Here is a 25988-nt window from a genome sequence, read left to right on the forward strand (position 1 = left end):
CGGGCACGACAACCTGCACGTGCGGGGGTACAAGGAGGAGGGCACCACCACCACGCCGTTCGACATGGCGATGCTCAACGACATCGACCGCTACCACCTGGTGATCGACGTGGTCGACCGGGTGCCCGGGCTCGGCGCCCGGGCCGCGCACCTGCGCCAGCGGATGACCGACGCCCGGCTGCGGGCCCGCGCCCACACCCGCGAGTACGGCGAGGACCCCGCCGAGATCCGCGACTGGACCTGGCCCTGCTGACGGGCGGCGCAGCCGCCACGGCCGCCGTCTCCCGCGCCCGCCACGCCCGACCGGGAGATAAGCGCGCGATTTCGGGGCTCCGGCACCGGTAGCATCGGATTCCGGAGCCCCGCCCGCCCCTTCCGCGGGCCCGCGGGGACGTCTCAGCGATCCGTGCCCATGGATGAAGGAGCCACCGTGTCTGCCGCCCTCGATCTGCACATCACCCTCGCTGGAGCCGAGCGCGTGGTGGCGGCGGGCACGACGGCCGGGGAGGCGCTCGACGCCGACGGCCGGTCGGTGATCGCGGCCAGGATCAACGGAGACCTGCGTGACCTCGCCGCCGAGGTCGCCGACGGCGACGTGGTGGAGCCGGTCGCCGTCGACAGCCCCGACGGCCGCGCCATCCTGCGCCACTCCACCGCCCACGTCATGGCCCAGGCCGTCCAGGAGATCTTCCCCGAGGCGCGCCTCGGCATCGGCCCGCCGGTCGAGAACGGCTTCTACTACGACTTCGACGTCCGCGAGCCGTTCACCCCGGACGACCTCAAGCGCATCGAGAAGCGCATGCGAGAGATCGTCAAGCAGGGGCAGACCTTCCGGCGGCGGCCGGTGAGCGACGACGAGGCCCGCGAGGAGCTGGCCGCCGAGCCGTACAAGCTGGAGCTCATCGGGCTGAAGGGCGGCGCGGCCGAGGCAGGGGAGGGCGCGAGCGTCGAGGTGGGCGGCGGCCAGCTGACCATCTACGACAACCTCGACCCCAAGTCGGGAGACCTGTGCTGGAAGGACCTGTGCCGCGGGCCGCACCTGCCCAGCACCCGGGTCATCCCCGCCTTCAAGCTCATGCGGTCGGGCGGCGCCTACTGGCGGGGCAGCGAGAAGAACCCGCAGCTCCAGCGCATCTACGGCACCGCCTGGGAGTCCCGCGAGAAGCAGGACGAGTATCTCCACCTGCTGGAGGAGGCCGAGAAGCGCGACCACCGCAAGCTCGGCGCCGAGCTCGACCTGTTCTCGTTCCCCGACGAGCTGGGCTCCGGCCTGCCGGTGTTCCACCCGAAGGGCGGCGTGATCCGCCGGGTGATGGAGGACTACTCCCGCCGCCGGCACGAGGAGGCGGGCTACTCCTTCGTCAACACCCCGCACATCACCAAGGACAACCTGTACAAGATCTCCGGCCACCTCGACTGGTACGCCGACGGCATGTTCCCTCCCATGGAGCTGGAGGGCGCGCGCTACTACCTCAAGCCCATGAACTGCCCGATGCACAACCTGATCTTCGGGGCGCGCGGGCGGTCCTACCGGGAGCTGCCGCTGCGGCTGTTCGAGTTCGGCACGGTCTACCGGTACGAGAAGTCGGGCGTGGTGCACGGCCTCACCCGGGTGCGCGGCCTCACCCAGGACGACGCGCACATCTACTGCACCCGCGAGCAGATGCGCGACGAGCTCACCTCGCTGCTGCGGTTCGTGCTCGACCTGCTGCGCGACTACGGCCTGGAGGACTTCTACCTGGAGCTGTCCACCAAGGACCCGGAGAAGTTCGTCGGCTCCGACGAGACCTGGGAGGAGGCCACCCAGACCCTGCGGGAGGTGGCCGAGTCCGAGAAGCTCGAGCTGGTCCTCGACCCGGGCGGCGCCGCCTTCTACGGCCCGAAGATCTCGGTGCAGGCCCGGGACGCCATCGGCCGGTCCTGGCAGATGTCGACCATCCAGCTCGACTTCAACCTGCCCGAGCGCTTCGGGCTGGAGTATCAGGCGTCCGACGGCACCCGGCAGCAGCCCGTCATGATCCACCGGGCCCTGTTCGGGTCGATCGAGCGGTTCTTCGGCGTCCTGGTCGAGCACTACGCGGGCGCCTTCCCGGCGTGGCTCGCCCCGGTGCAGGTCGTCGGCATCCCGATCTCCGACGCCCACGTGCCCTACCTCCAGGACGTCGCCAAGCGGCTGCGTGAGCAGGGCATCCGGGTCGAGGTCGACGAGAGCGACGACCGCATGCAGAAGAAGATCCGCAACGCGCAGAAGGCCAAGGTGCCGTACATGCTGCTCGCCGGCGACGACGACGTCGCCGCCGGAGCGGTCTCCTTCCGCTACCGGAACGGCGAGCAGAAGAACGGCGTGCCGATCGACGAGGCGGTCGCCGAGATCGTCGACGCCGTCGAGCGGCGCATCCAGACCTGACGCCCTGCCCGTACGGGCTCCCGCGGGAGCCCGTACGGCGGGTCGGGGGCCATGTCCGGGCAGCCCCGGCTCCCGGGACCGGCGCGGTCAGGCGTCCGCGTCGTCGTCCTCGTCGTCGCCGGAGGGGCGGCCCGGCATGCGGACGTCGTCGACGGTGACGTTGACCTCGACCACGCGCATGCCGAGCATCCGGCTGACCAGCCGGGCGACGTTGGTGCGCACCTCGGTGGCGACGTCCATCACCACGTGCCCGTACACGATGACGATCGTGACGTCCACGGTGACCTCGCCGTCGCGGATCCCGGCCCTGACGCCCTGGTTCGCCCGCTTGGCGCCGATGCCGATCCGGTCGCGGACCGACTCGAGGGCGCGCTCCACGTCGCCGCCGAGGTCCGCGACACCCGGGATCTCCAGCGCGGCCAGCGCGGCGACCTTCTCCACCACCTCGTCGGCCACCTTGATCCGGCCCCTGACGATCCCCGCGCCCGAGGTCTCGGCCCCGGCGGACCCGCCCGCGGCCCCGTTCCGCCCCGCCGAGTCGGACGCGGCCGCCCCGTCCTGGTCCGCCGTCCCGTCCCGCGCGGGCGTGCCGTCGGACCCCGGCGCCACGGCAGCGCCCTCCGGCCGGGACGCGGGCGAGCCCCCGTCCACGGCGTCTGCGTCCACGGCGTCTGCGTCCACGGCGTCTGCGTCCACGGCTTCCCCGGGCGTCCGCGGCGACCCTTCCAGGGCGGCGGCGTCCCCGGTCGTCCAGGCCTCCTCGCCGGTCCCGTCGCCGGTCTCGTCGCCGGTCTCTGGCTCCTCCTGCCACTGCCCGGCCCGCACCTCTGCGACCTCGCTCATCTGACCCCTCCTGCTGCTCGACGCCTCGGCCAACCCCGATCGGCAGGGGGATTCTGCCGGATGATCTCCGGAAATACCGGATATCTGCCGATCTGGTGGGCATGTGGCGCGACCGCCGTCCCGCGACCGCCGTCCCACCGCCGGCCCGGACGACCGCCGCGGCACCGGGCCGACCCGGGGGTCCGCGGAGAGATCGGCGGGTCATATGCTGCTGGACAGGCGGCGGCGGGGATCCGGCGCGGAGCAGGGACGGAGGAGAGCGGGAACGTGGACTCAGAGCCGATCGAGCAGGCCGGCGCCGGGGTGCCCGACAACTTCCAGCGTCTGTGGACCCCCCACCGGATGGCCTACATCAAGGGCGAGAACAAGCCCAGTGGGGGCGGGGCGGACGACGGCTGCCCGTTCTGCGAGATCCCCAAGCTCTCCGACGAGGACGGGCTGATCGTGGCGCGGGGGGCGACCGTGTTCGCCGTGCTCAACCTCTACCCGTACAACTCCGGTCACCTGATGGTCTGCCCGTACCGGCACGTGTCCGACTACGCCGACCTCGACGAGGCGGAGACGGCTGAGCTGGCCGAGTTCACCAAGCGGTCCACGCAGGCGCTGCGCAAGGCGAGCGGCGCGCAGGGGTTCAACGTCGGGATGAACCTCGGCAGTGTGGCCGGCGCGGGCATCGCGGCCCACCTGCACCAGCACGTCGTGCCCCGGTGGGGCGGGGACACCAACTTCATGCCGGTGGTCGGGCGGACGAAGGTCCTGCCGCAGCTCCTGCGCGACACCAGGGAACTGCTCGCCGACGCCTGGCCCGCCTCCTGAGCCTTCCCGTCCCCGAGCCCGGGGCGGCGAACGGTCAGCCCGTACGGCCGGCGGGGGCGCCCGCCGTCGCGGGGACCGGGTCGCCGAGCTGGAGCGCCCGGATGCCGGCGCTCAGCACGAGCGGAACGGCCAGAGCCAGGGCCATGGAGAGCACGGCCGCGCCGGAGTCGTTCACCAGCATGCCGACGACGCCGCTGACGAGGGCGCCCAGCAGGCCGGCCTTGAGCGTCGGGGCGCGTTCGAACGCCACCGGAAGGGCGCCCGCGCTCGCCTGACCGGGTCGCAGCAGCGCGAAGACCAGGAACGCGAACGCCGCGATCACCACGGGCATCAGGTTGGGGCTGATCAGCGTGTGCAGCATGGCCCCGAGCTTGCGGGAGATCACCGGCAGGAACGTGCCGTCGAGCACCTGCCCGACGAACCGGCCGAGGTGGGTCTGGCTGTCCGGCGGGCGCAGGTAGTCGAGGAACGCGATCCCCATCACGACCACGCCGCCCGCGACGCAGAAGGCGGCGAGCCGGATCACCGACACCCGCTTCCCGGCGACCAGCAGCGCGGCCACGGCGATGCCCGGGACGAACGCGATCACCCCGCCGAAGTCGCTGCCCACGCCCGGCCAGCCGTCCAGCAGCATCGCGAACCCGCCGAGCGCGGCCACCAGCGCCACCCCGAGCACCTTGCGTCCCGAGCGGACCAGCCGGTCGGCGACCACCGTGGTGACCAGCAGGACGGCGGTGGCCAGCAGCGCGAACGGGATGTTCCCGAGGCCGTAGTAGCGCGCGCCCACCACACCCGTGTAGCCCATGACGCTGTTCAGCTGCAGCGGCGTGCCGGTCAGCAGGTCGCCCAGCAGCACCGCGGCCGTGACCGCGGCGATCACCGCGACCGGCCCGACCACGCCGCGCCGCCACGGCCCGGCGAGCGCCACGACGGTCAGCGCGGCCGCCGTCAGGCCGATGCCCGCCACCAGCGTGAGCGTCGGCTGCGGGGCGCGGGCCCAGGGCGTGAGGTTCACCAGGTACGTCGACACCGGGATCGCGGCGAGTGCGATGGCGGCGACCCGCACCGCGCGCAGACCCTCGCGGCGGCGCAGCAGCAGGAACGCCCCGGCGTAGAACAGCACCTGCAGCACGGCCAGCGAGGTGAAGAAGACGCCGGTCATGTTCCTGATCGTCTGCCCCGCCACGTCGCCGACGCGCAGCGTCTCGACGCGGCCGGCGAGGTCGCCGCCCGCCGGGGCCGTCTCCGCCGGGACCCCGACGACGGCGGCGGGGACGGGAACGGCGGCCCGGGCCAGGATCGTCGCCGTCAGGTCGGGCAGGATGACCATGTCGTCGCGGTGGGTGGACCGGCCGCCGAGCCACCGGGCCCGCCCGCCGTCCGCCGCCCCCGGGTCGCGCAGCATCGCGGCGCGCAGGTGCGGGACCGACGCGTGGTCGCCCAGGCCCGCGAGGAGCACGGGGGCGGTCCCGAGCCGGGGGAGCACCTCGCCGAGGCGCGCGTCCGCCGCCCTGACGGCCGCCAGGCGCGCCTGCGGGGAGAGCGGCTCGGGGACGGCGGCGATCCTGTCCCCCTGGACGTACGGCGTGATCAGGTCGGGGATGTCGACGGCCAGCACGTCGGCGCGGGACCAGTCGGTCACCTCGGCGGGGGAGGCGGCGTAGACGTCCACCCGGCCGTGGCGGTCGGCGAGGGCCAGCGCGGCGCCCGGCCCCACCGCCATCGTCGTCCTGCGGGCGTCGTGGAGGGCCTGGCCGAGCGTGCCGGCGCCGTCCTGGCCGCGGACCTCCCACAGCCACGAGAACTCCGGCACGACGGCGCCCTCGCCGCTCCTGTCCGGGACGGGAGGCATCCCGCAGCGCCCCCCGACGGCCGACCTCACCCCGGAGGAGACCGTGAGCCACCCGTCGTACGGGCAGGTCACGTTGCCGACGGTGCGCACCGACAGCGAGCCGAGGGCGCTGCCGCCGGCCAGGCGCCACAGGTTCGGGGTGTCGGCCGGGGTGACGTCACTCCACATCAGCCCGGGCACGCCGACCAGGGCGATCCGCGGCCCCCCGGCGGTCGCCGACCGTCCTGCCGTAGCGGACGCGCTCACGGCGGAACCGCCCGCCAACGCGGACCGGCCCGCCGTCGTGGACTCGCCCGCCGTCGCGGACCCGGCCGCCGCGGCGGACGCGCCCGGCGTCAGCGCGCCCGCCAGCAGCCCGAGCACGACGGCGACCAGCGCTCGCCTCACCGGTGACCTCCCCGATCCGCTTCACGAACGTGATCTTGCTGAAGCTCGCGTCCACGGTACCGGACCCGGGGCGGCCGCGCCCCTCATCGCGTCAACCGGCGGGGACGGCCGCGCTCTCGTTCCCCAGGCGGTCGAGGGCCGTCACGTAGTAGGCGCCGGGCGCCGTCGTCGCGTACGACGGGGCGTCGGAGGCCGGGACGACGGCCACCAGGTTGCGGGCGTCGGCCGTGGCGCACGAGGCGTCGCCGCCCGGAACCCGGTAGACGCCGTACGCCCGGGCGCCGGGCTGGGCCTTCCAGGTGAGCGTGCCGCCGGAGGCGGCGATCCCGCGGGGGGCGGCCGGGGGGGTCGTGTCGAAGCCCGTGAGCAGCGGGAGCAGCGCCGGCCGGGTGTAGTGCTCCTTCGTGATGCGGTCGAGCACGCCGAGCGGGTTCCTGACGAGCTGGGCGGCGCTGAAGAAGACGTCCCCCCCGACCTCGGGGTACTTCCGGTTGAGCGCGAGGTGCGCGGGCAGCTCGCCCGCCTTTTTCCAGGCGCCGGTGGTGCCGACCTGGTAGAGCGCCTGGCCGATGTAGAGGTCGACGCCGGTGCCCTTCACGGCGTTCGCCCACCAGGGGAGCAGCACCGAGTAGTCGGCGGCGGCGAAGCCCCGCGGCCAGTAGAGCTGGGGCATCACGTAGTCGACCGAGCGGGCCTTGATCCACGCCTTCGCGTCGGCGTAGATCGCGTCGTAGCCGGACATGCCCTTGGTGGCCGAGCCGCCCGGGTCCTCCGCCTTGTTGCGCCAGATCCCGAACGGGCTGATCCCGAACTTCACGTACGGCTTCGCCGCGTGGACGGCGTGGGACACCTCCGCCACCAGCTCGTTGACGTTGCGGCGCCGCCAGTCGCCCAGCGACATGCCCGTGCCGTACTTCTTGTACGCGGCCGAGTCGGCGAACTTCGCGCCGTTGCCGGGGTAGGGGTAGAAGTAGTCGTCGAAGTGCACCCCGTCGACGTCGTAGCGGCGCACCACGTCGGTGACGACCCTGGTCACCCAGTCGCGGACCTGCGGCAGCCCGGGGTTGTAGTAGAGGCGGCCCTCGTGCTTGACCACCCAGTCGGGGTGGACCTTGGCGGGGTGGCCCGCCGGGAGCTTCGACGTGGCGCTGTCGGCCGCGCGGAACGGGTTGAACCAGGCGTGGAACTCCAGGCCCCGCTTGTGCGCCTCGTCCACCAGGAACGGCAGCGGGTCCCAGCCCGGGTCCTTGCCGGCGGTGCCGGTCAGCCACTGGGACCACGGCTCCAGCGAGGAGCGGTAGATCGCGTCGGAGGCCGGGCGGACCTGGACGAAGACGGCGTTGAACCGGTGCTTCACGGCGCTGTCGAGGATCTTCAGGTACTCGGCCTGCTGCTGGGCCGGGCTCAGCCCCGGGCGCGAGGGCCAGTCGAGGTTGTGCACGGTCGCGATCCAGACGCCCCGGAGCTGGCGCTTGGGGTAGCGGGCGCTGGTGGCGCAGGACGCGGCGGCGGTCAGGCTCTGGGCGGGCGCGTCCGCGGCCCGCGCGCGCTCCTGCGAGGGCGAGGCCTTCCGGTCCGCCTGGTCCGCCCGCGCGCCCGGCCCGAAGGTGTAGGCCGCCCCGGCCGCCACCGCGGCGACCAGGGTGGTGGCGATCAACGGGCGACTGACCTGCCTGCGGCCCCGCTCACTCACGTGGCGACCCTCCCGAATTGCCGATAAGTCCGGCCATCAGTCTGGCATCGGCAAACGAGCGGTTTAGCCCGAAAAAAGAAATCGACTCGTGATACGCATGTGACGAGACGCACGTAAAGGGGCTCCCCGGGCGGCGGGCGGGCGAAACCCGCCGCCCGGGAAACCCCAGGCAGGAGGCCGTTTACCGGACCGTGAGCGGCCCGGGCCGGAAGATTTACTCGGCCGTCGCGGCCACCTTGTCGGCCAGGTGCGACGGGAGCGGCTCGTACCGCAGGAACGACCGGGTGAAGGTGCCCGTCCCGTGGGACATCGAGCGCAGGTCGATCGCGTACCGCGTGATCTCCAGTTGCGGCACCTCGGCCCGCACGAGCGTGCGCCCCGTGCCGACGGGCTCGGTCCCGAGGACCCGCCCTCTGCGGGAGGACAGGTCGGACATCACCGCGCCGACGTACTCGTCGGAGACCAGGACGGACATCTCGTCGACCGGTTCCAGCAGCGGGGTGGCGCACTTGGCCGCCGCGTCCTTCAGGGCGAGCTGCCCGGCGATCTGGAAGGCCATGTCGGAGGAGTCCACCGAGTGGGCCTTGCCGTCGTGGAGGGTGACCCGGATGTCGACGACCGGGTACCCGGCGACGACGCCGCGCTCCATCTGCGCCCGGACGCCCTTTTCCACCGACGGGATGAACTGCCGCGGCACCACGCCGCCCACGATCTTGTCGACGAACTCCAGCCCGCTGCCCGAGGGCAGCGGCTCGACCTCGATGTGGCAGATCGCGAACTGCCCGTGGCCGCCGGTCTGCTTGACGTTGCGGCCCGTGCCCTGGGCCTTCCCGCCGAACGTCTCCCGCAGCGGCACCCGCAGGTCCACCTTCTCCACCTCGACGCCGTGCCGCTTGGCCAGCCGGTCCAGCAGCACGTCGGAGTGGGCCTCGCCCATGCACCACAGCACGAGCTGGCGGGTCTCGGGGTTGTTCTCCAGGCGCAGGGTCGGGTCCTCCGCCACGAGGCGGCCGAGGGCCTGGCTGAGCTTGTCCTCGTCGGCCTTGGAGCGGGCTCTGATGGCGATCGGCAGCAGCGGGTCCGGCATGGTCCACGCGGTCATCAGCAGCGGGCTGTCCTTGTCGGACAGCGTGTCGCCGGTCTCGGTCCGCGACAGCTTGGCGATCGCGCAGATGTCGCCCGCGACGCACTTGCCGACCGTGCGCTGGACCTTGCCGAGCGGCGAGGTGAGCGCGCCCGTGCGCTCGTCGACGTCGTGGTCGTCGTGGCCGCGCTCGGCCAGGCCGTGGCCGGAGACGTGGACGGTCATGTCGGGCCGCAGCGTGCCGGAGAACACCCGGACCAGGCTGATCCGCCCGACGTACGGGTCGCTGGTGGTCTTGACGACCTCGGCGACCAGCGGGCCGTCCGGGTCGGCGGTGACGCCGGACACCGGCTTGCCGTCCACGGTCGTGATCTGCGGCAGCGGGTGCTCCAGCGGCGACGGGAACCCCTGGGTGACGACCTCGAGGATCTCCCGCATGCCGACCCCGGGCCCCGACGCGAGCACCGGGTAGAAGCTGGCGCGGGCGACCGCCTTCTCCAGGTCGTCGATGAGGACCTTGGTGTCGATCTCCTCGCCGGAGAGGTAGCGGTCCATGAGGGACTCGTCCTCGCTCTCCTGGATGATCCCCTCGATCAGGTCGCCCCGGTACTGCTCGATCAGCGCGAGCTGGTCGGGCGAGGGCTCGCGCTCGGTCCTGGAGCCGCTCGTGTAGTCGAAGAACCTTTGCGAGAGCAGGCCGAGCAGGCCGGCTCCGTCCACGGGAAGATAGAGGGGCGCGACGCCGTCGCCGAACGCGTCCTGGCAGCTCGCGAGGACCTCGTCGAAGTTCGCCCGCTGGTGGTCGATCTTGGTGACGACCACGGCCCGCGGCATGCCGACGAGCGCGCACTCGTCCCAGAGCATCCGGGTCAGGCCGTCGACGCCCTCGGCGGCCGAGACGACGAACAGCGCCGCGTCGGCCGCGCGCAGCCCGGCGCGCAGGTCGCCGACGAAGTCCGCGTACCCGGGCGTGTCCAGAAGGTTGATCTTGATGCCGTTGTGGGTGGTGGGGGCGAGCGCCAGGTTGACGGACCGCTGCTGGCGCACCTCCACCTCGTCGAAGTCGCTGACCGTGGTGCCGTCCTCGACCCGGCCGACGCGCTGTACGGCGCCGGTCTCCGCCAGCAGCGCCTCGACGAGGGTCGTCTTCCCGGCTCCGGAATGGCCGACCAGCACGACATTGCGCACCATGTCCGGCCGATCGGCCGCGGGTGCCCTGCCCGCGGCCCCTGTTGTCGCGCCCGGTGATCTCTCGGCCACGTCGCCTCCCGAATCTCCGAGCCGCCGGGCGGGGCGCGTGGCACGCGCCGTGCGCCGGCCGCTCATGCCGTCGCTGTCCGCGCCCGGGGGCCCGCCTCGGCGGAGCCCGCGCGGGAGTCCATGTGGCGTTAACCCCCACGTCAGCTCCCCGCGGCCGCACAGGCGCGTGTTCTTCACCCTTTACCCATGTGGCGCATATCACAAGACTTTTCAGTGGAATGTGCTTGCGAGGTGGGGTGGGCGTTCATGGCCTACGATCGGACGGCGATGTTGAAACTGCTGCGCCCCGCCGTCACCCGAATCATGACCCCGCTGGGGCGAGCCCTCGCCCGCCTCGGGATATCCCCGGACGTGATCACCGCCGTCGGGACGCTCGGCGTGGTCGCGTCGGCGCTGTTCTTCTACCCGCGGGGGATGCTGTTCGCGGGCACGCTGGTGATCACGTTCTTCGTCTTCGCCGACCTGCTCGACGGCGTCCTCGCCCGCATGACGGGGTCGGGAAGCACGTGGGGGGCCTTCCTCGACTCCACGCTCGACCGCCTGGGCGACTCCGCGATCTTCTCGGGCCTCATCCTGTACTTCGTCCTCGAGAAGGAGCCCGAGATCCTCCTCGCGGGCGTCGCGCTCTTCTGCCTCGTCGCGGGAGCATTGGTCTCCTACGCGAAGGCCCGGGCAGAGGGCCTCGGCATGACCGCGAACGTCGGCCTCGCCGAGCGGGGAGAGCGGCTCGTGGTCGTGCTCGTGGCGGCGGGCCTGTCCGGCCTCGGCGTGCCGTACATCCTTGCGGCCGGGCTGTGGCTGCTCGCCGCGGCGAGCGCCGTGACGGTCGTGCAGCGTATGGTCCATGTCTACCGACAGGCGGTGGTGCGATGACCCCCCCGGCCGGCCCAGCCGGGCGGCCCCAGCCCCGCGTGCCGATCGGCGACCGGCTGGTGGCGTCCGCGTACACCCTGGGCTGGGCCCTGGTGCGGTACGTCCCCGAGCGCGTGGCCGCGTGGTTCTTCCGCGTCCTCGCCGACGTCCTGTGGCGCAGGCGCGGCCGGTCGGTCCTGCGCCTGGAGTCGAACCTCGCGCGGGTGATCGGCGCCGATCCCGCCGCCCCGGCGGTCCGGGCGCTCAGCCGCGCCGGGATGCGGTCGTACTTCCGCTACTGGATGGAGTCGTTCCGCCTGCCCTCGATGAGCCGCGAGCGCATCGTCTCCGGGATGAACATCACGGGGGCCGAGAACATCTTCGACAACGTCAAGAAGGGCCGCGGCGCGGTGATCGCGCTGCCGCACATGGGCAACTGGGACCTCGCCGGGGCCTGGCTGGGCCACGTCGGCTACCCGTTCACCACGGTCATGGAGCGGCTGCGGCCCGAGTCGCTGTACGAGCGGTTCGTGGCCTACCGCGAGAGCCTCGGCATGGAGGTCCTGCCGCTGACCAGGCGGGAGGGCGGCAGCGCCATGGCCTTCGGCACGCTCGCGAGGCGGCTGCGTCAGGGCCGCCCCGTCTGCCTGCCCGCCGAGCGCGACCTGACCGCCTCCGGGATCGAGGTCGACTTCTTCGGCGCGCGCACCCGCATGGTCGCTGGGCCCGCGCTGCTGGCCATCCAGACCGGCGCCCCGCTGCTCCCCGCCGTGCTGTGGTTCGAGGGCCGCGGCTGGGGCGTCCGGGTGTACGACGAGATCCCGGTGCCCGCCGAGGGCACCCGGCAGGAGAAGGCCGCCGCGATGACCCAGAGCGTGGCGGCGGTCTTCGAGAAGGGCATCGCCGAGCACCCGGAGGACTGGCACATGCTGCAGCGCCTCTGGCTCGACGACCTGGAGCCGCGTCCCGGGGGACCGCGGTGAGGATCGGCATCGTCTGCCCCTACACATGGGAGGTCCCGGGGGGCGTGCAGGCGCACATCCGCGACCTCGCCGAGGCGCTGATCGCCGACGGGCACCAGGTGTCGGTCATCGCCCCGGCGGCCGACGACGCCGACCTCCCCCCGTACGTCACCTCAGCCGGCCGTGCCGTCCCCGTGCCGTACAACGGGTCGGTGGCCCGGCTCGCGTTCGGGTTCCTGTCGGCCAACCGGGTCCGCAAGTGGATCAGGGAGGGCCGGTTCGACGTCCTCCACGTGCACGAGCCCGCCGTGCCGTCCCTGGGCGTGCTGGCCTGCTGGGTGGCGAGCGGGCCGATCGTGGCCACATTCCACGCCTCCTACGAGCGGTCGCGGGCCATGTCGGTGGCCGCGCCCATGCTGCAGAGCGCGCTGGAGAAGCTCACCGGCAGGATCGCGGTGTCCGACGCCGCCCGGCGGACCCTCGTCGAGCACCTCGGCGGCGACGCCGTGCTCATTCCCAACGGCGTCACCGTGAGCCGGTACGCCGAGGGGGAGCCGCTGCCGGGGTGGGGCCCCGACGGCGGCGTCATCGGCTTCCTCGGCCGCATGGACGAGCCCCGCAAGGGCCTGCCCGTGCTGCTGGAGGCGTTCGCCCTGCTCGCCCCCGAACGGCCGGGCCTGCGGCTGCTGATCGCCGGCCCCGGCGACCCGGACGACGTCCTCGGGCGGGTGCCCCGGCCGTACCGGGACCGGGTGGGGCTGCTCGGCATGGTCAGCGAGGAGGACAAGGTCCGCGCCTACCACTCGGTCGACGTCTTCTGCGCCCCCAACCTGGGCGGCGAGAGCTTCGGCATCGTGCTGACCGAGGCCATGTCGGCCGGCGCGCCGATCCTGGCCAGCGACATCCCGGCCTTCCGCCGGGTGCTCGGCGAAGGGCAGGCCGGCGCGCTGTTCGCCACGGGGGACCCGGCGGCGCTCGCCCGTGAGACGGCCCGCCTGCTGGACGACCCCTCGCGCCGGGCCAAGCTGTCGGACGAGGCCCGCCAGGCCGTGCGGAAGTACGACTGGTCGACGGTCGCGCGGGAGGTCGTCCGTGTGTACGAGACCGTGACCCACGCCACCGGCGGGGTGGTGGAGGAGATCTCGTGACGACGCTGATCCTCGTGGCGGGCGTGATCGTGGTGCTGGCCGCCGTCTACGTCTCCTGGCGGGCCGGCCGCCTCGACAGGCTGCACATCCGGCTGGAGACCGCCCACGCCGCCCTGGACGCCGCGCTGCTGCGCCGCGCCGCCGTGTGCCTGGAGCTGGCCGGGTCCCGCATCCTGGACCCCGCCACCTCGCTCGTGCTGGCCGCCGCCGCCCACGAGGCCCGTACGGCGGGCCCGGACGAGCGCGAGCACGCCGAGAGCGACCTGTCGCGGACGCTGCGCGCGGTCGTCGACCAGGAGCGGTTCCGGGAGAAGCTGGCCGAGTTGCCCGCGGGGTCGGCCCTGCTGGCCGAGCTGGAGGAGGCGGTCGCCAAGGTCGTGTACTCCCGCCGGTTCTACAACAACGCCGCCGCCGTCACCCGGACGGCCCAGCGGCGCTGGCTGGCCCGGTCGCTGCGGCTGGCCGGGCACACCGACTACCCCCAGTTCTTCGAGATCGACGACGCCCCGCCGGAGTCCCTGGCCGCGGAATAACCCCTTCTGCCGGATTGGTGCGGGCAGCCGGGCCCCGGGCCGGTAAGCTCGTCCCGTTTCATCGCGAGGGTTCGCCAAACCGGGCGTGTCGTGCCTGGTCACGGGGGCTCTTCAGGGGAGGAGCTGTTGCGGTGCGGGCAGTGATCGGCTACACGCTGGCCCTCGGGGTCGTCCTCACCGGGGCGGCGTGCTCCTCCGACGGCGGCGGCGCCCCGCACGCGCAGGGGGAGGGCAGCCCGGCCGCCGCCTCCCCGTCGCCGGCCCCGCCGCCCGAGCACCCGTTCACCGGACGGCCGGTGAGCGCGCGCAAGCCCGTGCTCGCCGTGAAGATCGAGAACACCTCGGCGGGCAAGCCGCAGATGGGCCTGCGCAGCGCCGACATCGTCTACCTGGAGCAGGTCGAGGGCGGCCTCACCCGCATCATGGCGATCTTCTCCTCGAAGCTGCCGGCCCAGGTCGGCCCGGTCCGCAGCGCCCGCATCTCCGACCTGCACATCCTGCCGCAGTTCGGCAAGCCCGCCCTGGCCTACTCGGGCGTGCAGACCAAGATGATCCCGTTCGTGCAGAAGGCGCCGCTGTACGACGTGTCCGACAGCAGCGACCCCGCCGCCTACACGCGGGTCCCCGGCCGCGTGGCGCCGTACAACCTGTTCGCCAGCCCCCGCAAGCTCCTGGCCCACGCCCCGCAGGCCGCCAAGGCCGCCGACATCGGCTTCGCCTTCTCCGACCAGCCCCCGGCGGGAGGCACCCCGCAGAAGCGGGTGACGGTCAGGTATCCGGCCGCGAGCTTCGTCTTCGCCTGGTCGGCCTCGGAGAAGCGGTGGCTGGTCACGCAGGACGGCGCCAAGGACATGGCGGCCGAGGGCGGCCAGCAGGGCGCGCCCACGGTCGTGATCCAGTGGGTGAAGACCGACCGGTCGCAGTTCCACGACTTCCACGGCAGCTACACCCCGCTCGTGCACACGGTCGGGAAGGGCACCGGCGTCGTCCTGCGGGACGGCCAGGCCTACCGGATGCGGTGGTCGCGCCCCTCCGAGAAGGAGGGCACGACCTACACGACCGCGGACGGCAAGCCGATGCCGTTCGCCCGCGGACAGGTCTGGGTGGTGCTCGCCTCGCGCAAGCCCGTCGCCCCCTGATGGTCATCCCGTACAAAACGCATGATCGACCCTGACATAGTGGTACGTCAGGGTCGGGATCGGTCAGGACCTACGATGGAGGGGAACCCGTAGGCCCGCCGTCGTGAGGTAGATCGTGTCCAGCAGCGTCCCCGAAGTCAACGAGACCACCGCCGTCGGCACCGCCCGTGTGAAGCGCGGGATGGCCGAGATGCTCAAGGGCGGCGTCATCATGGACGTCGTCACCCCGGAGCAGGCCAAGATCGCTGAGGACGCCGGAGCCGTCGCCGTCATGGCGCTGGAGCGCGTCCCGGCCGACATCCGCGCCCAGGGCGGCGTCTCCCGGATGAGCGACCCCGACATGATCGAGGGCATCATCGCGGCGGTGTCGATCCCCGTGATGGCCAAGGCCAGGATCGGGCACTTCGTCGAGGCCCAGGTGCTCCAGGCGCTGGGCGTCGACTACGTCGACGAGTCCGAGGTGCTGACCCCGGCCGACTACGCCAACCACATCGACAAGTGGCAGTTCACCGTGCCGTTCGTGTGCGGGGCCACCAACCTCGGCGAGGCCCTGCGCCGCATCACCGAGGGCGCCGCGATGATCCGCTCCAAGGGCGAGGCCGGCACCGGCGACGTGTCGAACGCCACCACCCACATGCGGAAGATCCGCGGCGAGATCAAGCGGCTCACCTCCCTGCCGGAGGACGAGCTGTACGTCGCGGCCAAGGAGCTGCAGGCGCCGTACGAGCTGGTGGCGGAGGTCGCGCGCGAGGGCAGGCTGCCGGTCGTGCTGTTCACCGCCGGCGGCATCGCCACCCCGGCCGACGCCGCCATGATGATGCAGCTCGGCGCCGAGGGCGTGTTCGTCGGCTCCGGCATCTTCAAGTCCGGCGACCCGGCCCGGCGCGCCGCGGCGATCGTCAAGGCCACCACGTTCTACGACGACCCCGACGTGATCGCCAAGGTGTCCCGCGGTCTCGGCGAGGCCATGGTCGGCATCAACGTCGACGACATCCCCGTCCCGCACCGCCTCGCCGAGCGTGGCTGGTAGGACGTCCGGTGACGGGAGCCGGCGGCGTCGCTCGCGGCGCCTCCGGCCGCCGTCCGGCGGATGATCGAACATGACGACGGACGAGACCGCCCGGCTGGCCGAGAGCCTGTCCCTGGAGCTGCGCCACCTCGTGATGCTGCTGCGCAGGACCACGGCGGGCCAGCCCGTCACCGCCCAGCAGTACTCGGTGCTCGGCTCCCTGGAGGAGGCCCCCCGCCGGATGACCGAGCTGGCCGAGGAGCACGGCGTCCAGCTGCCCACCATGACCGTCCAGATCAACCGCCTGGAGGAGGCCGGCCTGGTGAGCCGGGGGTTCGACGCCTCCGACGCGCGGGTGCGGACGGTGGAGCTGACCAGCGAGGGCCGCGCCCGGCTGCGGACCGTGCGGGAGGCGAGGATCGCCTACCTCGCCAGCCGGCTGGACGCCCTCACCCCCGAGGAGCGGCGGGCGCTGTCGGTCGCCCTGCCCGCCCTGGCCAGGCTCGGCCGGGCCTGAGCCGTCCGGTTTGGGCGGCCGGGACAGCCGGCCATACGCTGAATCGTCATCGTAGGAAGGGAGCGCCGTGACGACCGCGCCGAAGATCGGTGTGCTCGCCCTCCAGGGCGACGTGCGCGAGCACCTGCGCGCGCTGGAGGCGTCGGGCGCGTCCGCGTCCGCCGTACGCCGCCAGGAGGAGCTGGACGCGGTCGACGCGCTCGTCGTCCCCGGCGGGGAGTCGACCGCGATGTGGAAGCTCGCCGCCGCGTTCGAGCTGCTGGAGCCGCTGCGGCTGCGCATCAAGGAGGGCATGCCCGCCTTCGGGTCCTGCGCGGGCATGATCATGCTGGCCGACCGCATCGAGGGCGGCATCGAGGGCCAGCAGACCCTCGGCGGCATCGACATGGTGGTCCGCCGCAACGCCTTCGGGCGGCAGGTGGACTCGTTCGAGGCCGATCTCGACTTCGCCGGGCGTGGCACGACGCGCGCGGTGTTCATCCGCGCCCCCTGGGTCGAATCCCTCGGCGCCGGCGTTCAGGTGCTGGGCCGAGTAGCGCCGGGGGATAGGATCGTCGCGGTCCGTCAGGGACCGCTGCTCGCGACGTCCTTCCATCCGGAGCTGACCGGTGACGCGCGGGTGCACTCGTACTTTGTCGAAATGGTGAGGGAGCTCTAGGCGATGTCCGGCCACTCGAAATGGGCGACGACGAAGCACAAGAAGGCGGCGCTCGACTCCAAGCGCGGCAAGCTGTTCGCCAAGCTCATCAAGAACATCGAGGTCGCGGCCAGGACCGGGGGCCCCGACCCGGACGGCAACCCGACGCTGTACGACGCAATCACCAAGGCCAGGAAGAGCTCCGTCCCGATCGACAACATCGAGCGGGCGCGCAAGCGCGGCGGCGGCCTCGAGGCCGGCGGCGCCGACTGGCAGACCATCATGTACGAGGGCTACGGGCCCGGCGGCGTCGCGATCCTGATCGAGTGCCTCACCGACAACCGCAACCGCGCGGCCTCCGAGGTCCGCGTCGCGCTCACCCGCAACGGCGGCTCGCTGGCCGACCCGGGCTCGGTGTCGTACATGTTCAACCGCAAGGGCGTCGTGATCGTCCCCAAGGGCGAGCTGAGCGAGGACGACGTGCTGATGGCCGTCCTCGACGCCGGCGCCGAGGAGGTCAACGACCTCGGCGACACCTTCGAGGTCGTCTCCGAGGCGTCCGACCTGATCCCGGTCCGCAAGGCCCTGCAGGACGCCGGCATCGACTACGAGTCGGCCGAGGCGAGCTTCATGCCGACGATGAACGTCCCGCTCGACGAGGAGGGCGCCCGCAAGGTGTTCCGCCTGATCGACGCGCTGGAGGACAGCGACGACGTGCAGAACGTCTGGGCCAACTTCGACGTCAGCGACGAGGTCATGGAGAAGCTCGAGGTCTGAGAGCGGCGGCGGAAAACGGTTCGCCCGGACGGCCTGGCGCGGCATAGGTTCGCCTTCGTGGAGATTCGCGACCTCGGCATCGACGACCTCGACGCGGTGCTCGACAACCGCAGGCGGGCGTTCGGCCCCATCTCGGCGAGCGCCGCGCAGACCTGGCGCGAGCTGGTCACGCCGATGCTGCCCGAGCGCCGCTACCTCGGCGTGTTCGACGGCACCCGGCTCGTGGCCGCCGCCCGGACCAACCCGTTCCGCCAGTGGTGGCACGGCCGCGCGATGCCCATGGGCGGCATCGGCAGCGTGACCGTCGCCCCCGAGGACCGCGGGCGCGGGGTGGGCCGCATGCTCATGCGGGCCGTGATCGAGCGATGCGCCGAGCTGGGGGAGCCGGTCTCCGCGCTCTACCCGGCCACCACGCCGCTCTACCGGAGCGTGGGCTACGAGCACGCCGGCGGCCGGCACCGGGTCACCCTGCCGTCCGAGGCGCTGCGCACGCTCTCCCCGCCCGACGCGGGCGTGAAGATCCGCCGCATGGGGCCCGCAGACGCGCCGGACCTCATGGGCGTGATCGACCGGGTGCACGCCGCCGCCCGCTCCTCCGGCCCCCTGGGCTGGGACGAGCGCACCTGGCGCCTGTGGCTCGGCGACGAGGACGACATGTGCTACCTCGCCGACGACGGCTACGTGATCTACCGCTGGAGCGACGGGGACATCGAGGTGGACAACCTCGTCGCCGGCTCCGAGGCCACCGCCCGCGCCCTCTGGTCGCTCGTCGGCTCGGCCTCCTCGGTCGCCAAGTCCGTCCGGGCCTGCGTCGACCCCCGCGACCCGGTCCTGTGGCTGCTGCGCGAGCGATCGAAGGACGAGGTCGCGCAGGACCGCTGGATGTTCCGGATCGTCGACCTGCCCGCCGCCGTCGAGCGCCGGGGCTTCCCCGCGGGCGTCGCGCTCGACGCGGTCGTCGAGGTCGACGACGCCCTGCGGCCGTCCAACTCGGGCACGTGGCGCCTGCGGGTGGCGGACGGCGGCTGCACGGCCGAGACCTCAGGGCCGGCCGGCTCGCCGTCCCGCTTCACGATCGGCGGCCTGTCCGCCCTGTACGCCGGGGTCCCGACCGCCACGCTCCGCCGCGCGGGACTGCTCTCGGGCGGCTCGCCCGAGACCGACGACGCCCTCGACGCGGCCTTCGGCTGCGACGCGTACATGATCGACTACTTCTGAGGCGCGCGGCCTCGGCCTGATCACGGTAGAGTTGCCCGCCGAACACGTGTTCGGCGGTCCCGGTGCCGCTGGGCGGGCGGACCAGGGAGGCGCCGTGCGGTTGCCCGAGCTGCGGGTGCTGGGGGTCGACCCCGGGCTGACGCGATGCGGGCTCGGCGTCGTGGAGGGCCGCCCCGGCGCGCCGCTGCGGCTCGTGGCGGTGGGCGTGGTGCGCACCCCGGCGGGCGACGACATCGGCTCCCGACTGGTGGCGGTCGAGGCGGAGATCGAGCGCTGGCTCGACGAGGTCCGGCCCGACGCCGTGGCGGTCGAGCGGGTCTTCGCCCAGCACAACGTCCGCACGGTCATGGGGACGGCCCAGGCGTCCGCGGTGGCGATCGTCTGCGCCGCGCGCCGGGGGCTGCCGGTCGCCCTGCACACGCCGAGCGAGGTCAAGGCCGCCATCACGGGGAACGGCAACGCCGACAAGAAGCAGGTCGGCACGATGGTCACCCGGCTGTTGCGGCTCGACGCGATGCCCAGGCCCGCCGACGCGGCCGACGCGCTCGCCCTGGCCATCTGCCACGTGTGGCGCGGCGGCGTCCAGAACCGGCTCGCCGAGGCGCTCGCCCGGGCCCGGCGTCCCGGACCCGCGCCGGGAGGCCCTCCGGCGGACGAGGGCTCTGGTAGGACTGTGGCCAGGCGTCCGCCTGGGGGAGGGAGTGCTCGGTGATCGCATCCGTGGCAGGGCAGGTGGCGGCCGTCGGGCCCGACAGCGCCGTGGTCGAGGTGGGCGGCGTCGGCGTGCTCGTCCACTGCGCCCCCGGCACGCTCGCCACCCTCCGCGTGGGCGAGCCCGCCCGGCTCGCGACCTCCCTCGTCGTCCGCGAGGAGTCCCTGACCCTGTACGGCTTCGCCGCCGACGACGAGCGGGCCGTCTTCGAGCTGCTGCAGACCGCCAGCGGGGTCGGGCCGCGCCTCGCGCTCGCCATGCTGGCGGTGCACACCCCCAACGCGCTGCGGGTCGCGGTGGCGAGCGCCGACATCAAGGCGCTGACCATGGTCCCCGGCATCGGCCAGAAGGGCGCGCAGCGCATCGTGCTGGAGCTCAAGGACAAGCTCGGCACCCCCGGCCACGCCGTCGACGCCGCCCTGAACGGCACGGCGGCCCGTCCCGCCTGGCGGGACCAGGTGCACTCCGGCCTGGTCGGCCTCGGCTACTCGGCCAGGGACGCCGACGAGGCCGTGGCGGCCGTCGCCCCCGAGGCCGACGCCGAGACGGCGGCCGGGCGGGCGCCCGAGGTCGCCGCGCTGCTGAAGTCCGCCCTCCGCGCCCTGAGCGTCCGGTGAGCGGGGCCCGGGCGATGAAACGTTCAACGGACCGGGGAGGTGCGGCGTGAGCCTCGACCGGGACCTGGTGGCGCCGGAGCCCGAGGGCGACGAGCACGCCATCGAGGCGGCGCTGCGGCCGAGGCGCCTGGAGGAGTTCATCGGGCAGGGACGCGTCCGGGAGCAGCTGTCCCTCGTGCTGGAGAGCGCGCTGCGCCGCAACCGGCCGCCCGATCACGTGCTGATGAGCGGCGGCCCCGGCCTGGGCAAGACGACCCTCGCGATGATCATCGCGGCCGAGCTGGGCGCGCCGCTGCGGATGACCTCGGGGCCCGCCCTGGAGCGCGCCGGCGACCTCGCCGCGATCCTGTCGACGCTGACCGAGGGCGAGGTCCTGTTCATCGACGAGATCCACCGGATGGCCCGCCCCGCCGAGGAGATGCTCTACCTCGCGATGGAGGACTTCCGCGTCGACATCGTGGTCGGCAAGGGCCCCGGGGCGACCTCCATCCCCCTCGACATCTCGCCGTTCACCCTGGTGGGGGCGACGACCCGGGCGGGCCTGCTGCCGGCGCCGCTGCGCGACCGGTTCGGCTTCACCGCGCACATGGACTTCTACGAGGTCGCCGAGCTGGAGCAGGTGCTGTTCCGGTCGGCCAGGCTCATGGCGGTCGAGCTGCCGCCCGACGGCGCGCACGAGATCGCCCGCCGCTCGCGCGGCACGCCCCGCATCGCCAACCGGCTGCTGCGGCGGGTGCGCGACTACGCCGAGGTCCGCGCGAGCGGCACGATCAGCCGCGAGGTGGCGGCCGCCGCGCTCAACCTGTACGAGGTCGACGCGGAGGGGCTCGACCGGCTCGACCGGGCCGTGCTCACGACGCTGCTGCGCAAGTTCGGCGGCGGGCCGGTGGGCCTGTCCACCCTGGCCGTCGCGGTGGGGGAGGAGCCCGAGACCGTGGAGGTGGTCGCCGAGCCGTTCCTGGTCCGGCAGGGCCTGCTCGCCCGCACGCCGCGGGGCCGGGTGGCCACCGCCGCCGCGTGGGCGCACCTCGGTCTGACTCCGCCTCCTGACGCCTTCGGATCCCCGGCCGTATCGACGCTCTTCGACGACGCGTAGCGCCCTCGGCGGGCGACCGCGTATCGGCGGCAACGCGGAGAAACGGGACGGCGCAAGTCGTACATGCGTGTTGTCGGGACCAGCACTGATCACAGAACGATTGCGAACCGCACGAAATGGGAACTTTCCCGCGCGCCGGATCGTGGCCTCGTTGCCGGGCTTCCGGAGCCTCGCATACACTGCGTGGCTTGACTGGCCGCTTACGCCGACGCACACCGTCGCCGCGGCCGCGCATGGAAGCGCACACGACCTCCGGCTCCGGCCGGTTCATCACGTAACGGAAAGGGTGGCCCCCGTGGGTAACAACCCGCTTGGGACGTTCCTGCCACTGATCTTGCTGGTAGTGGTGTTCTATTTCCTCCTGATCCGTCCGCAGCGCAAGCGGCAGCAGGAGCAGGCCCAGATGCAGAACTCCCTGGCCCCGGGGGCGCGGGTCATGACCACCACGGGCCTGTTCGGCACCGTGGTCGGGCTGGAGGACGACGACGTCCTGCTCGAGGTGGCCCCGGGCGTCCAGACGCGCTGGATCAAGGCGGCGATCGGCCGCGTGCTGACGCCCGTGGACGACGTCCCCGGGTCTGACGACACGGTCACCGATGACACGACCTCCGGCGGTCCCGTTGTGGACAGGCCCGACACGGGGGACGGAGACGATACGAGCACCAAGCAGTCCTGAGTAGGCTGATCACACATCCTTTGACGAAAGAACTGACCTCCAGTGGCCCCACCGACCAGTAGCCAGAGCAGGCCGGGACGCACGCTCCTGCTGCTCCTCGCGCTCATCCTCGCCATGGGCGCGACGATCGCCCTGCAGAAGGCGTTCGTCCCCAAGTTCGGCCTCGACCTCGCGGGCGGCACCACGGTGACGCTCTCGCCGGTCCTCGCGACCGGCAAGGCTCCGCCGTCGGAGAGCATCGACCGCGCCATCACCATCATCCGGGCGCGCGTCAACGGGCAGGGACTCTCGGACGCCGAGGTCGCCCGGGCCAACGACAACATCGTGATCTCGATCCCGGGTGTCGGCCAGCAGGAGGCTCTGAAGCTCGTCTCCACCACGGCCGAGCTGCGCATGCGCCAGGTCCTCGCGGCGGCCGCCGCGAAGGAGCAGCCCGCGCAGATGCCGACGGCCGCCCCCACCCCGAGCGGCTCGGCGAGCCCGGGCGCGGCCGCGAGTGCCGGGGCGAGCGCCACGCCGAGCGCCGGCGCTTCGCCGGCCGGCCGGGCGCTGTCCTCGGCCCTCACCGCGCCGACGCCCTCGCCGACCGCGCGGCACGCGAACAGCGCCACGGGGCAGCACGCGAACGGCGCGACGGGCCGCAGGCACGGCGCCAGGGGCGCGGGGGCCAAGGCCAGCCCGACGCCCACGCCGAGCGCCTCCCCGTCGGCCGCCCCGAGCGCGCAGGCGAGCGAGGACCCGCTCGCCGGGCAGGACACGAGCGGGATCGAGCCGGCGCTGCTGGACCAGTTCCGCAAGATCGACTGCACCGCGAAGAACCGGGGCCAGGGCGCGCAGGACGACCCGAACAAGCAGATCGTCGCGTGCAGCGACGACGGCACGGTCCGTTACATCCTCGACAAGGCCGCCGTCCAGGGCACGGAGATCAGCGGGGCCCAGGCGGGCACCGACCCGACCACCGGCGAGTGGATCGTCCAGGTCAACTTCAAGTCGAAGGGCGCCTCGCAGTTCGCCGACATCACCCGGCGGATCACGAGCCTGCCGGCGCCGCGCAACCAGCTCGCCAACGTGCTGGACGGCGTCGTCGTCGTCGCGCCGACGATCGAGGAGGCCATCCCGGGCGGCAGCGCCCGGATCTCCGGCAACTTCAACCAGACGAGCGCGACGGAGCTGGCCGACCAGCTCAAGTACGGCTCCCTGCCGCTGAAGTTCCGGCAGAGCGAGGTCACCTCGGTCTCCTCGACGCTCGGCCAGGACCAGCTGCGCGGCGGCCTCGTCTCCGGCGCGTTCGGCCTGCTGATCGTCGTGATCTACCTGCTGCTCTACTACCGGGGCCTCGGCCTGATCGGCGTTGCGAGCCTCGTCGTGGCGACCGTCGTCACGTACTCGATCGTGACGATCCTCAGCCACAACGCCGGGTTCCGGCTCTCGCTCCCGCACATCATCGGCCTGGTGGTCTCGATCGGCATCACCGCCGACTCGTTCATCGTCTACTTCGAACGCATCCGCGACGAGATCAAGGAGGGCCGCCGGACGCTCCGGTCGGCCGTCGAGGTCGCCTGGCGGCGGGCGCGGCGGACGATCCTGGTGGCCGACGCCGTCATGTTCATCGCGGCCATCGTGCTCTACTTCCTCGCGGTCGGCGGCGTGGCCGGCTTCGCGTTCGCGATGGGCCTGACGACGCTCATCGACATCCTGGTGGTCTTCCTCTTCACCAAGCCGCTGATGGCGGTGGCGGCGCGGATGAGGTTCTTCGCCAAGGGCCACAAGCTGTCCGGACTCGACGCGGAGCGCATGGGCCGTACGGGCCCCGCCGAGCAGACCCTGCAGGAGGCGTGATGGCGGGCGTGATCAGCCGCCTCTACCGCGGCGACATCGACATCGACTTCGTCGGCAAGCGCAAGATCTGGTACGGCCTGTCGGCCGCGCTGCTGCTGCTGTCGATCGTCGGCCTGATCGTCAACGGTCTCAACCTGGGCGTGGAGTTCCGGGGCGGGTCGGTCTTCGACTTCCCCCGCACGGCGGGCTCCAGCGTCGAGCAGATCCGCGACACGGTCGGCGCGGCCGGCCCGCACCAGATCATCGTGCAGCAGGCCGGCCAGAACAGCTGGCGGGTCACCACCGAGAGCCTCGACGGCGCCGAGGTGACCAAGGTCCAGCAGGCCGTGGCCGAGCGGTTCGGCATGCCGGAGAAGGAGGTCAGCTCCCAGGTCATCGGCGCCACCTGGGGCGGCGAGGTCTCCCAGAAGGCGTGGATCGGCCTCGCGGTCTTCATGGTCGCGATCATGCTGTACCTGTCGGTGGCGTTCGAGTGGCGGATGGCCCTGGCGGCCATCGTGGCCCTCCTCCACGACCTCGTGATCACGGCCGGCATCTACGCCTGGTCGGGGTTCGAGGTCACCCCGGCCACCATGCTGGGCTTCCTCACCATCCTCGGGTACTCGCTGTACGACGCGGTCGTCGTGTTCGACATGATCAAGGAGGTCACCTCCAAGCTCGGCACGAGCGCGAAGATGACCTACACCCAGGCGGCCAACAACGCGCTCAGCCACACGCTGATCCGGTCGCTGAACACCTCGCTCGTGGCGATCCTGCCGGTGGCGGCGATCCTGTTCGTCGGCACCACGCTGCTCGGCGCGGGCACGCTGAAGGACCTGTCGCTGGCCCTGTTCGTCGGCATGATCGTCGGCACGTACTCGTCCCTGTGCGTGGCGACGCCTATCCTGGTGACGCTCAAGGAGCGCGAGCCGCAGTGGCAGGCCCTGGCCCGCCGCGTGGCGGCCAGGCAGACCTCCGCGGCCAAGGCCGCGGCCCGCGACGCGAAGGAGGCCGTGCCCGCCGGATCGCAGAACGGCGCGGTCCCCGGCTCCGACAAGCGCAAGAAGCGCTAGAGGCCCCACAGCACACCGAGAGCGCCTCCGCGGCCCAGACTGGGCGGCGGGGGCGCTCTCGGCGCTCCAGGGACGCGTGCGCGGCCGGGGAAAGGCTCTAAGGTGGGCGTCGTGACCGACTGGACCACGCTCATCAGGGACGTCCCCGACTATCCGAAGCCGGGGATCCTCTTCAAGGACATCACCCCGCTGCTGGCCGACCACGCGGCCTTCACCCAGGTCGTCGACGAACTGGCGGACGGCCTGGCGTTCGACAAGGTCGTGGGCATCGAGGCGCGGGGCTTCATCCTCGCGGCCCCGGTCGCCTACCAGAGCGGCGCGGGCTTCGTGCCGGTCCGCAAGAAGGGCAAACTGCCCGCCGCGACGCTGGCGGAGTCCTATGATCTGGAGTACGGCTCCGCGACGATCGAGGTGCACGCCGACGCGTTCGCGCCCGGCGACCGGGTCCTGATCGTGGACGACGTCCTCGCGACGGGCGGCACCGCCCAGGCGGCCGTGGAGCTGGTCAGGAGGGCGGGCGCGCAGGTGGTCGCGGCGTCGTTCCTGATGGAGCTGTCCTTCCTCGCCGGCCGGGACCGCCTTCCCGGGGTGGACGTCCGCGTCCTCGTCAGCGTGTGAGCAGGCGGGGAGCGGGGCGGGCGGCGGGGAGCGCTGTGGCAGCACGGATACACTGAGGAATCTGGACTCGACGTGAGGAGTCTGTGTGCCCCGTGATGTGGTCGTGCCCGACAGCGCGCGGGCTGATCGCGGAATCGTCTCCCGCGACGCCCCCGAGCCCGTCGACGTGCCCGCGGACGCGGAGCGCGAGGAAGCGGCCGTCGCGGAGGACCGACCGGCGCCGGCCACACGACGTAGGCTCGCC

Annotated in this window: 23 protein-coding genes and 1 pseudogene; 20 read left to right on the forward strand and 4 right to left on the reverse strand. The window is 72.7% G+C overall.

Annotated features, from left to right (window positions below):
- Both MPTA5024_RS38595 and thrS read left to right on the forward strand, forming a co-directional pair.
- A pseudogene (locus tag MPTA5024_RS38595) lies at positions 1-253 on the forward strand (phosphoketolase); the annotation flags it as partial.
- Positions 254-430: 177 nt separating this feature from the next.
- The gene (gene thrS, locus MPTA5024_RS38600) at positions 431-2407 is read left to right on the forward strand and encodes a threonine--tRNA ligase (RefSeq protein ID WP_036333508.1); all 1977 of its coding nucleotides are present in this window, start codon (positions 431-433) and stop codon (positions 2405-2407) included.
- Positions 2408-2494: 87 nt separating this feature from the next.
- Here the strand turns inward: thrS and MPTA5024_RS38605 are convergent, their stop codons facing one another.
- Positions 2495-3250 (reverse strand): Asp23/Gls24 family envelope stress response protein, encoded by a 756-nt coding sequence (locus MPTA5024_RS38605; RefSeq protein ID WP_084370351.1) that lies wholly within the window; start codon positions 3248-3250, stop codon positions 2495-2497.
- A 267-nt stretch (positions 3251-3517) separates the two neighbouring features.
- Between MPTA5024_RS38605 and MPTA5024_RS38610 the strand changes: the two genes are divergently transcribed.
- Positions 3518-4066: an HIT family protein gene (locus tag MPTA5024_RS38610; protein WP_036333510.1), complete on the forward strand. Its 549-nt coding sequence runs from the start codon at positions 3518-3520 to the stop codon at positions 4064-4066.
- A gap of 34 nt (positions 4067-4100) precedes the next feature.
- On the opposite strand, the gene MPTA5024_RS38615 is transcribed toward MPTA5024_RS38610, so the two are convergent.
- From MPTA5024_RS38615 to MPTA5024_RS38625, 3 genes are all read right to left on the reverse strand, one after another.
- Positions 4101-6305 (reverse strand): hypothetical protein, encoded by a 2205-nt coding sequence (locus MPTA5024_RS38615; protein ID WP_051459199.1) that lies wholly within the window; start codon positions 6303-6305, stop codon positions 4101-4103.
- Between the two features lie 91 nt (positions 6306-6396).
- Entirely contained in the window at positions 6397-7998 is a 1602-nt protein-coding gene (locus MPTA5024_RS38620; RefSeq protein ID WP_036333512.1) for a glycoside hydrolase family 10 protein, read from the reverse strand.
- 214 nt (positions 7999-8212) lie between these two features.
- Complete coding sequence (locus MPTA5024_RS38625; RefSeq protein ID WP_036333514.1) at positions 8213-10342, reverse strand: elongation factor G-like protein EF-G2; 2130 nt, start codon at positions 10340-10342, stop codon at positions 8213-8215.
- Between the two features lie 267 nt (positions 10343-10609).
- Here MPTA5024_RS38625 and pgsA point away from each other — a divergent pair, with 267 nt between their 5' ends.
- The 17 genes from pgsA to MPTA5024_RS38710 all read left to right on the forward strand — a co-directional run bounded on the left by pgsA (position 10610) and on the right by MPTA5024_RS38710 (position 25744).
- Positions 10610-11215, forward strand: a complete 606-nt coding sequence (gene pgsA, locus MPTA5024_RS38630) for a phosphatidylinositol phosphate synthase (RefSeq protein WP_036333794.1) — start codon at positions 10610-10612, stop codon at positions 11213-11215.
- On the forward strand, positions 11212-12177 hold the full coding sequence (locus MPTA5024_RS38635; protein ID WP_084370353.1) for a phosphatidylinositol mannoside acyltransferase: 966 nt from the start codon (positions 11212-11214) through the stop codon (positions 12175-12177). Before pgsA ends, MPTA5024_RS38635 begins: the two co-directional genes overlap by 4 nt.
- On the forward strand, positions 12174-13304 hold the full coding sequence (locus MPTA5024_RS38640; protein ID WP_036333516.1) for a glycosyltransferase family 4 protein: 1131 nt from the start codon (positions 12174-12176) through the stop codon (positions 13302-13304). Before MPTA5024_RS38635 ends, MPTA5024_RS38640 begins: the two co-directional genes overlap by 4 nt.
- Positions 13301-13837, forward strand: coding sequence for a hypothetical protein (locus MPTA5024_RS38645; protein ID WP_036333518.1), 537 nt, complete (start codon positions 13301-13303; stop codon positions 13835-13837). Before MPTA5024_RS38640 ends, MPTA5024_RS38645 begins: the two co-directional genes overlap by 4 nt.
- 131 nt (positions 13838-13968) lie before the next feature.
- Positions 13969-14976, forward strand: coding sequence for a DUF3048 domain-containing protein (locus MPTA5024_RS38650; RefSeq protein ID WP_036333520.1), 1008 nt, complete (start codon positions 13969-13971; stop codon positions 14974-14976).
- Positions 14977-15088: 112 nt separating this feature from the next.
- Positions 15089-16006 (forward strand): pyridoxal 5'-phosphate synthase lyase subunit PdxS, encoded by a 918-nt coding sequence (pdxS, locus tag MPTA5024_RS38655; protein WP_442922133.1) that lies wholly within the window; start codon positions 15089-15091, stop codon positions 16004-16006.
- 70 nt (positions 16007-16076) lie between these two features.
- Positions 16077-16502: a MarR family winged helix-turn-helix transcriptional regulator gene (locus tag MPTA5024_RS38660; RefSeq protein WP_036333524.1), complete on the forward strand. Its 426-nt coding sequence runs from the start codon at positions 16077-16079 to the stop codon at positions 16500-16502.
- Positions 16503-16569: 67 nt separating this feature from the next.
- Positions 16570-17160 carry a pyridoxal 5'-phosphate synthase glutaminase subunit PdxT gene (gene pdxT / locus MPTA5024_RS38665; protein ID WP_036333526.1) on the forward strand — a complete coding sequence of 197 codons (591 nt, stop codon included), beginning with the start codon at positions 16570-16572 and terminating at the stop codon, positions 17158-17160.
- 3 nt (positions 17161-17163) lie between these two features.
- Positions 17164-17916, forward strand: coding sequence for a YebC/PmpR family DNA-binding transcriptional regulator (locus tag MPTA5024_RS38670; protein ID WP_036333528.1), 753 nt, complete (start codon positions 17164-17166; stop codon positions 17914-17916).
- 57 nt (positions 17917-17973) lie between these two features.
- On the forward strand, positions 17974-19134 hold the full coding sequence (locus MPTA5024_RS38675) for a GNAT family N-acetyltransferase (protein ID WP_036333530.1): 1161 nt from the start codon (positions 17974-17976) through the stop codon (positions 19132-19134).
- Positions 19135-19243: 109 nt separating this feature from the next.
- Entirely contained in the window at positions 19244-19846 is a 603-nt protein-coding gene (ruvC, locus tag MPTA5024_RS38680; protein WP_036333798.1) for a crossover junction endodeoxyribonuclease RuvC, read from the forward strand.
- Positions 19843-20463 (forward strand): Holliday junction branch migration protein RuvA, encoded by a 621-nt coding sequence (ruvA, locus tag MPTA5024_RS38685; protein ID WP_036333532.1) that lies wholly within the window; start codon positions 19843-19845, stop codon positions 20461-20463. Before ruvC ends, ruvA begins: the two co-directional genes overlap by 4 nt.
- 46 nt (positions 20464-20509) lie before the next feature.
- Positions 20510-21559: a Holliday junction branch migration DNA helicase RuvB gene (gene ruvB, locus MPTA5024_RS38690; RefSeq protein WP_036333534.1), complete on the forward strand. Its 1050-nt coding sequence runs from the start codon at positions 20510-20512 to the stop codon at positions 21557-21559.
- 295 nt (positions 21560-21854) lie between these two features.
- A complete protein-coding gene (gene yajC, locus MPTA5024_RS38695; RefSeq protein WP_051459219.1) occupies positions 21855-22235 on the forward strand; it encodes a preprotein translocase subunit YajC in 381 nt (126 codons plus the stop codon).
- 42 nt (positions 22236-22277) lie between these two features.
- Positions 22278-24074 (forward strand): protein translocase subunit SecD, encoded by a 1797-nt coding sequence (secD, locus tag MPTA5024_RS38700; protein WP_036333536.1) that lies wholly within the window; start codon positions 22278-22280, stop codon positions 24072-24074.
- On the forward strand, positions 24074-25126 hold the full coding sequence (gene secF, locus MPTA5024_RS38705; RefSeq protein WP_036333538.1) for a protein translocase subunit SecF: 1053 nt from the start codon (positions 24074-24076) through the stop codon (positions 25124-25126). The genes secD and secF overlap by 1 nt, the downstream gene beginning before the upstream one ends.
- Before the next feature lie 111 nt (positions 25127-25237).
- Positions 25238-25744 carry an adenine phosphoribosyltransferase gene (locus MPTA5024_RS38710; protein WP_084370371.1) on the forward strand — a complete coding sequence of 169 codons (507 nt, stop codon included), beginning with the start codon at positions 25238-25240 and terminating at the stop codon, positions 25742-25744.
- Positions 25745-25988 lie beyond the last annotated feature (244 nt).

Source organism: Microbispora sp. ATCC PTA-5024, assembly GCF_000511135.2.
In the GTDB taxonomy this organism is placed as follows: Bacteria; Actinomycetota; Actinomycetes; order Streptosporangiales; family Streptosporangiaceae; genus Microbispora; species Microbispora corallina.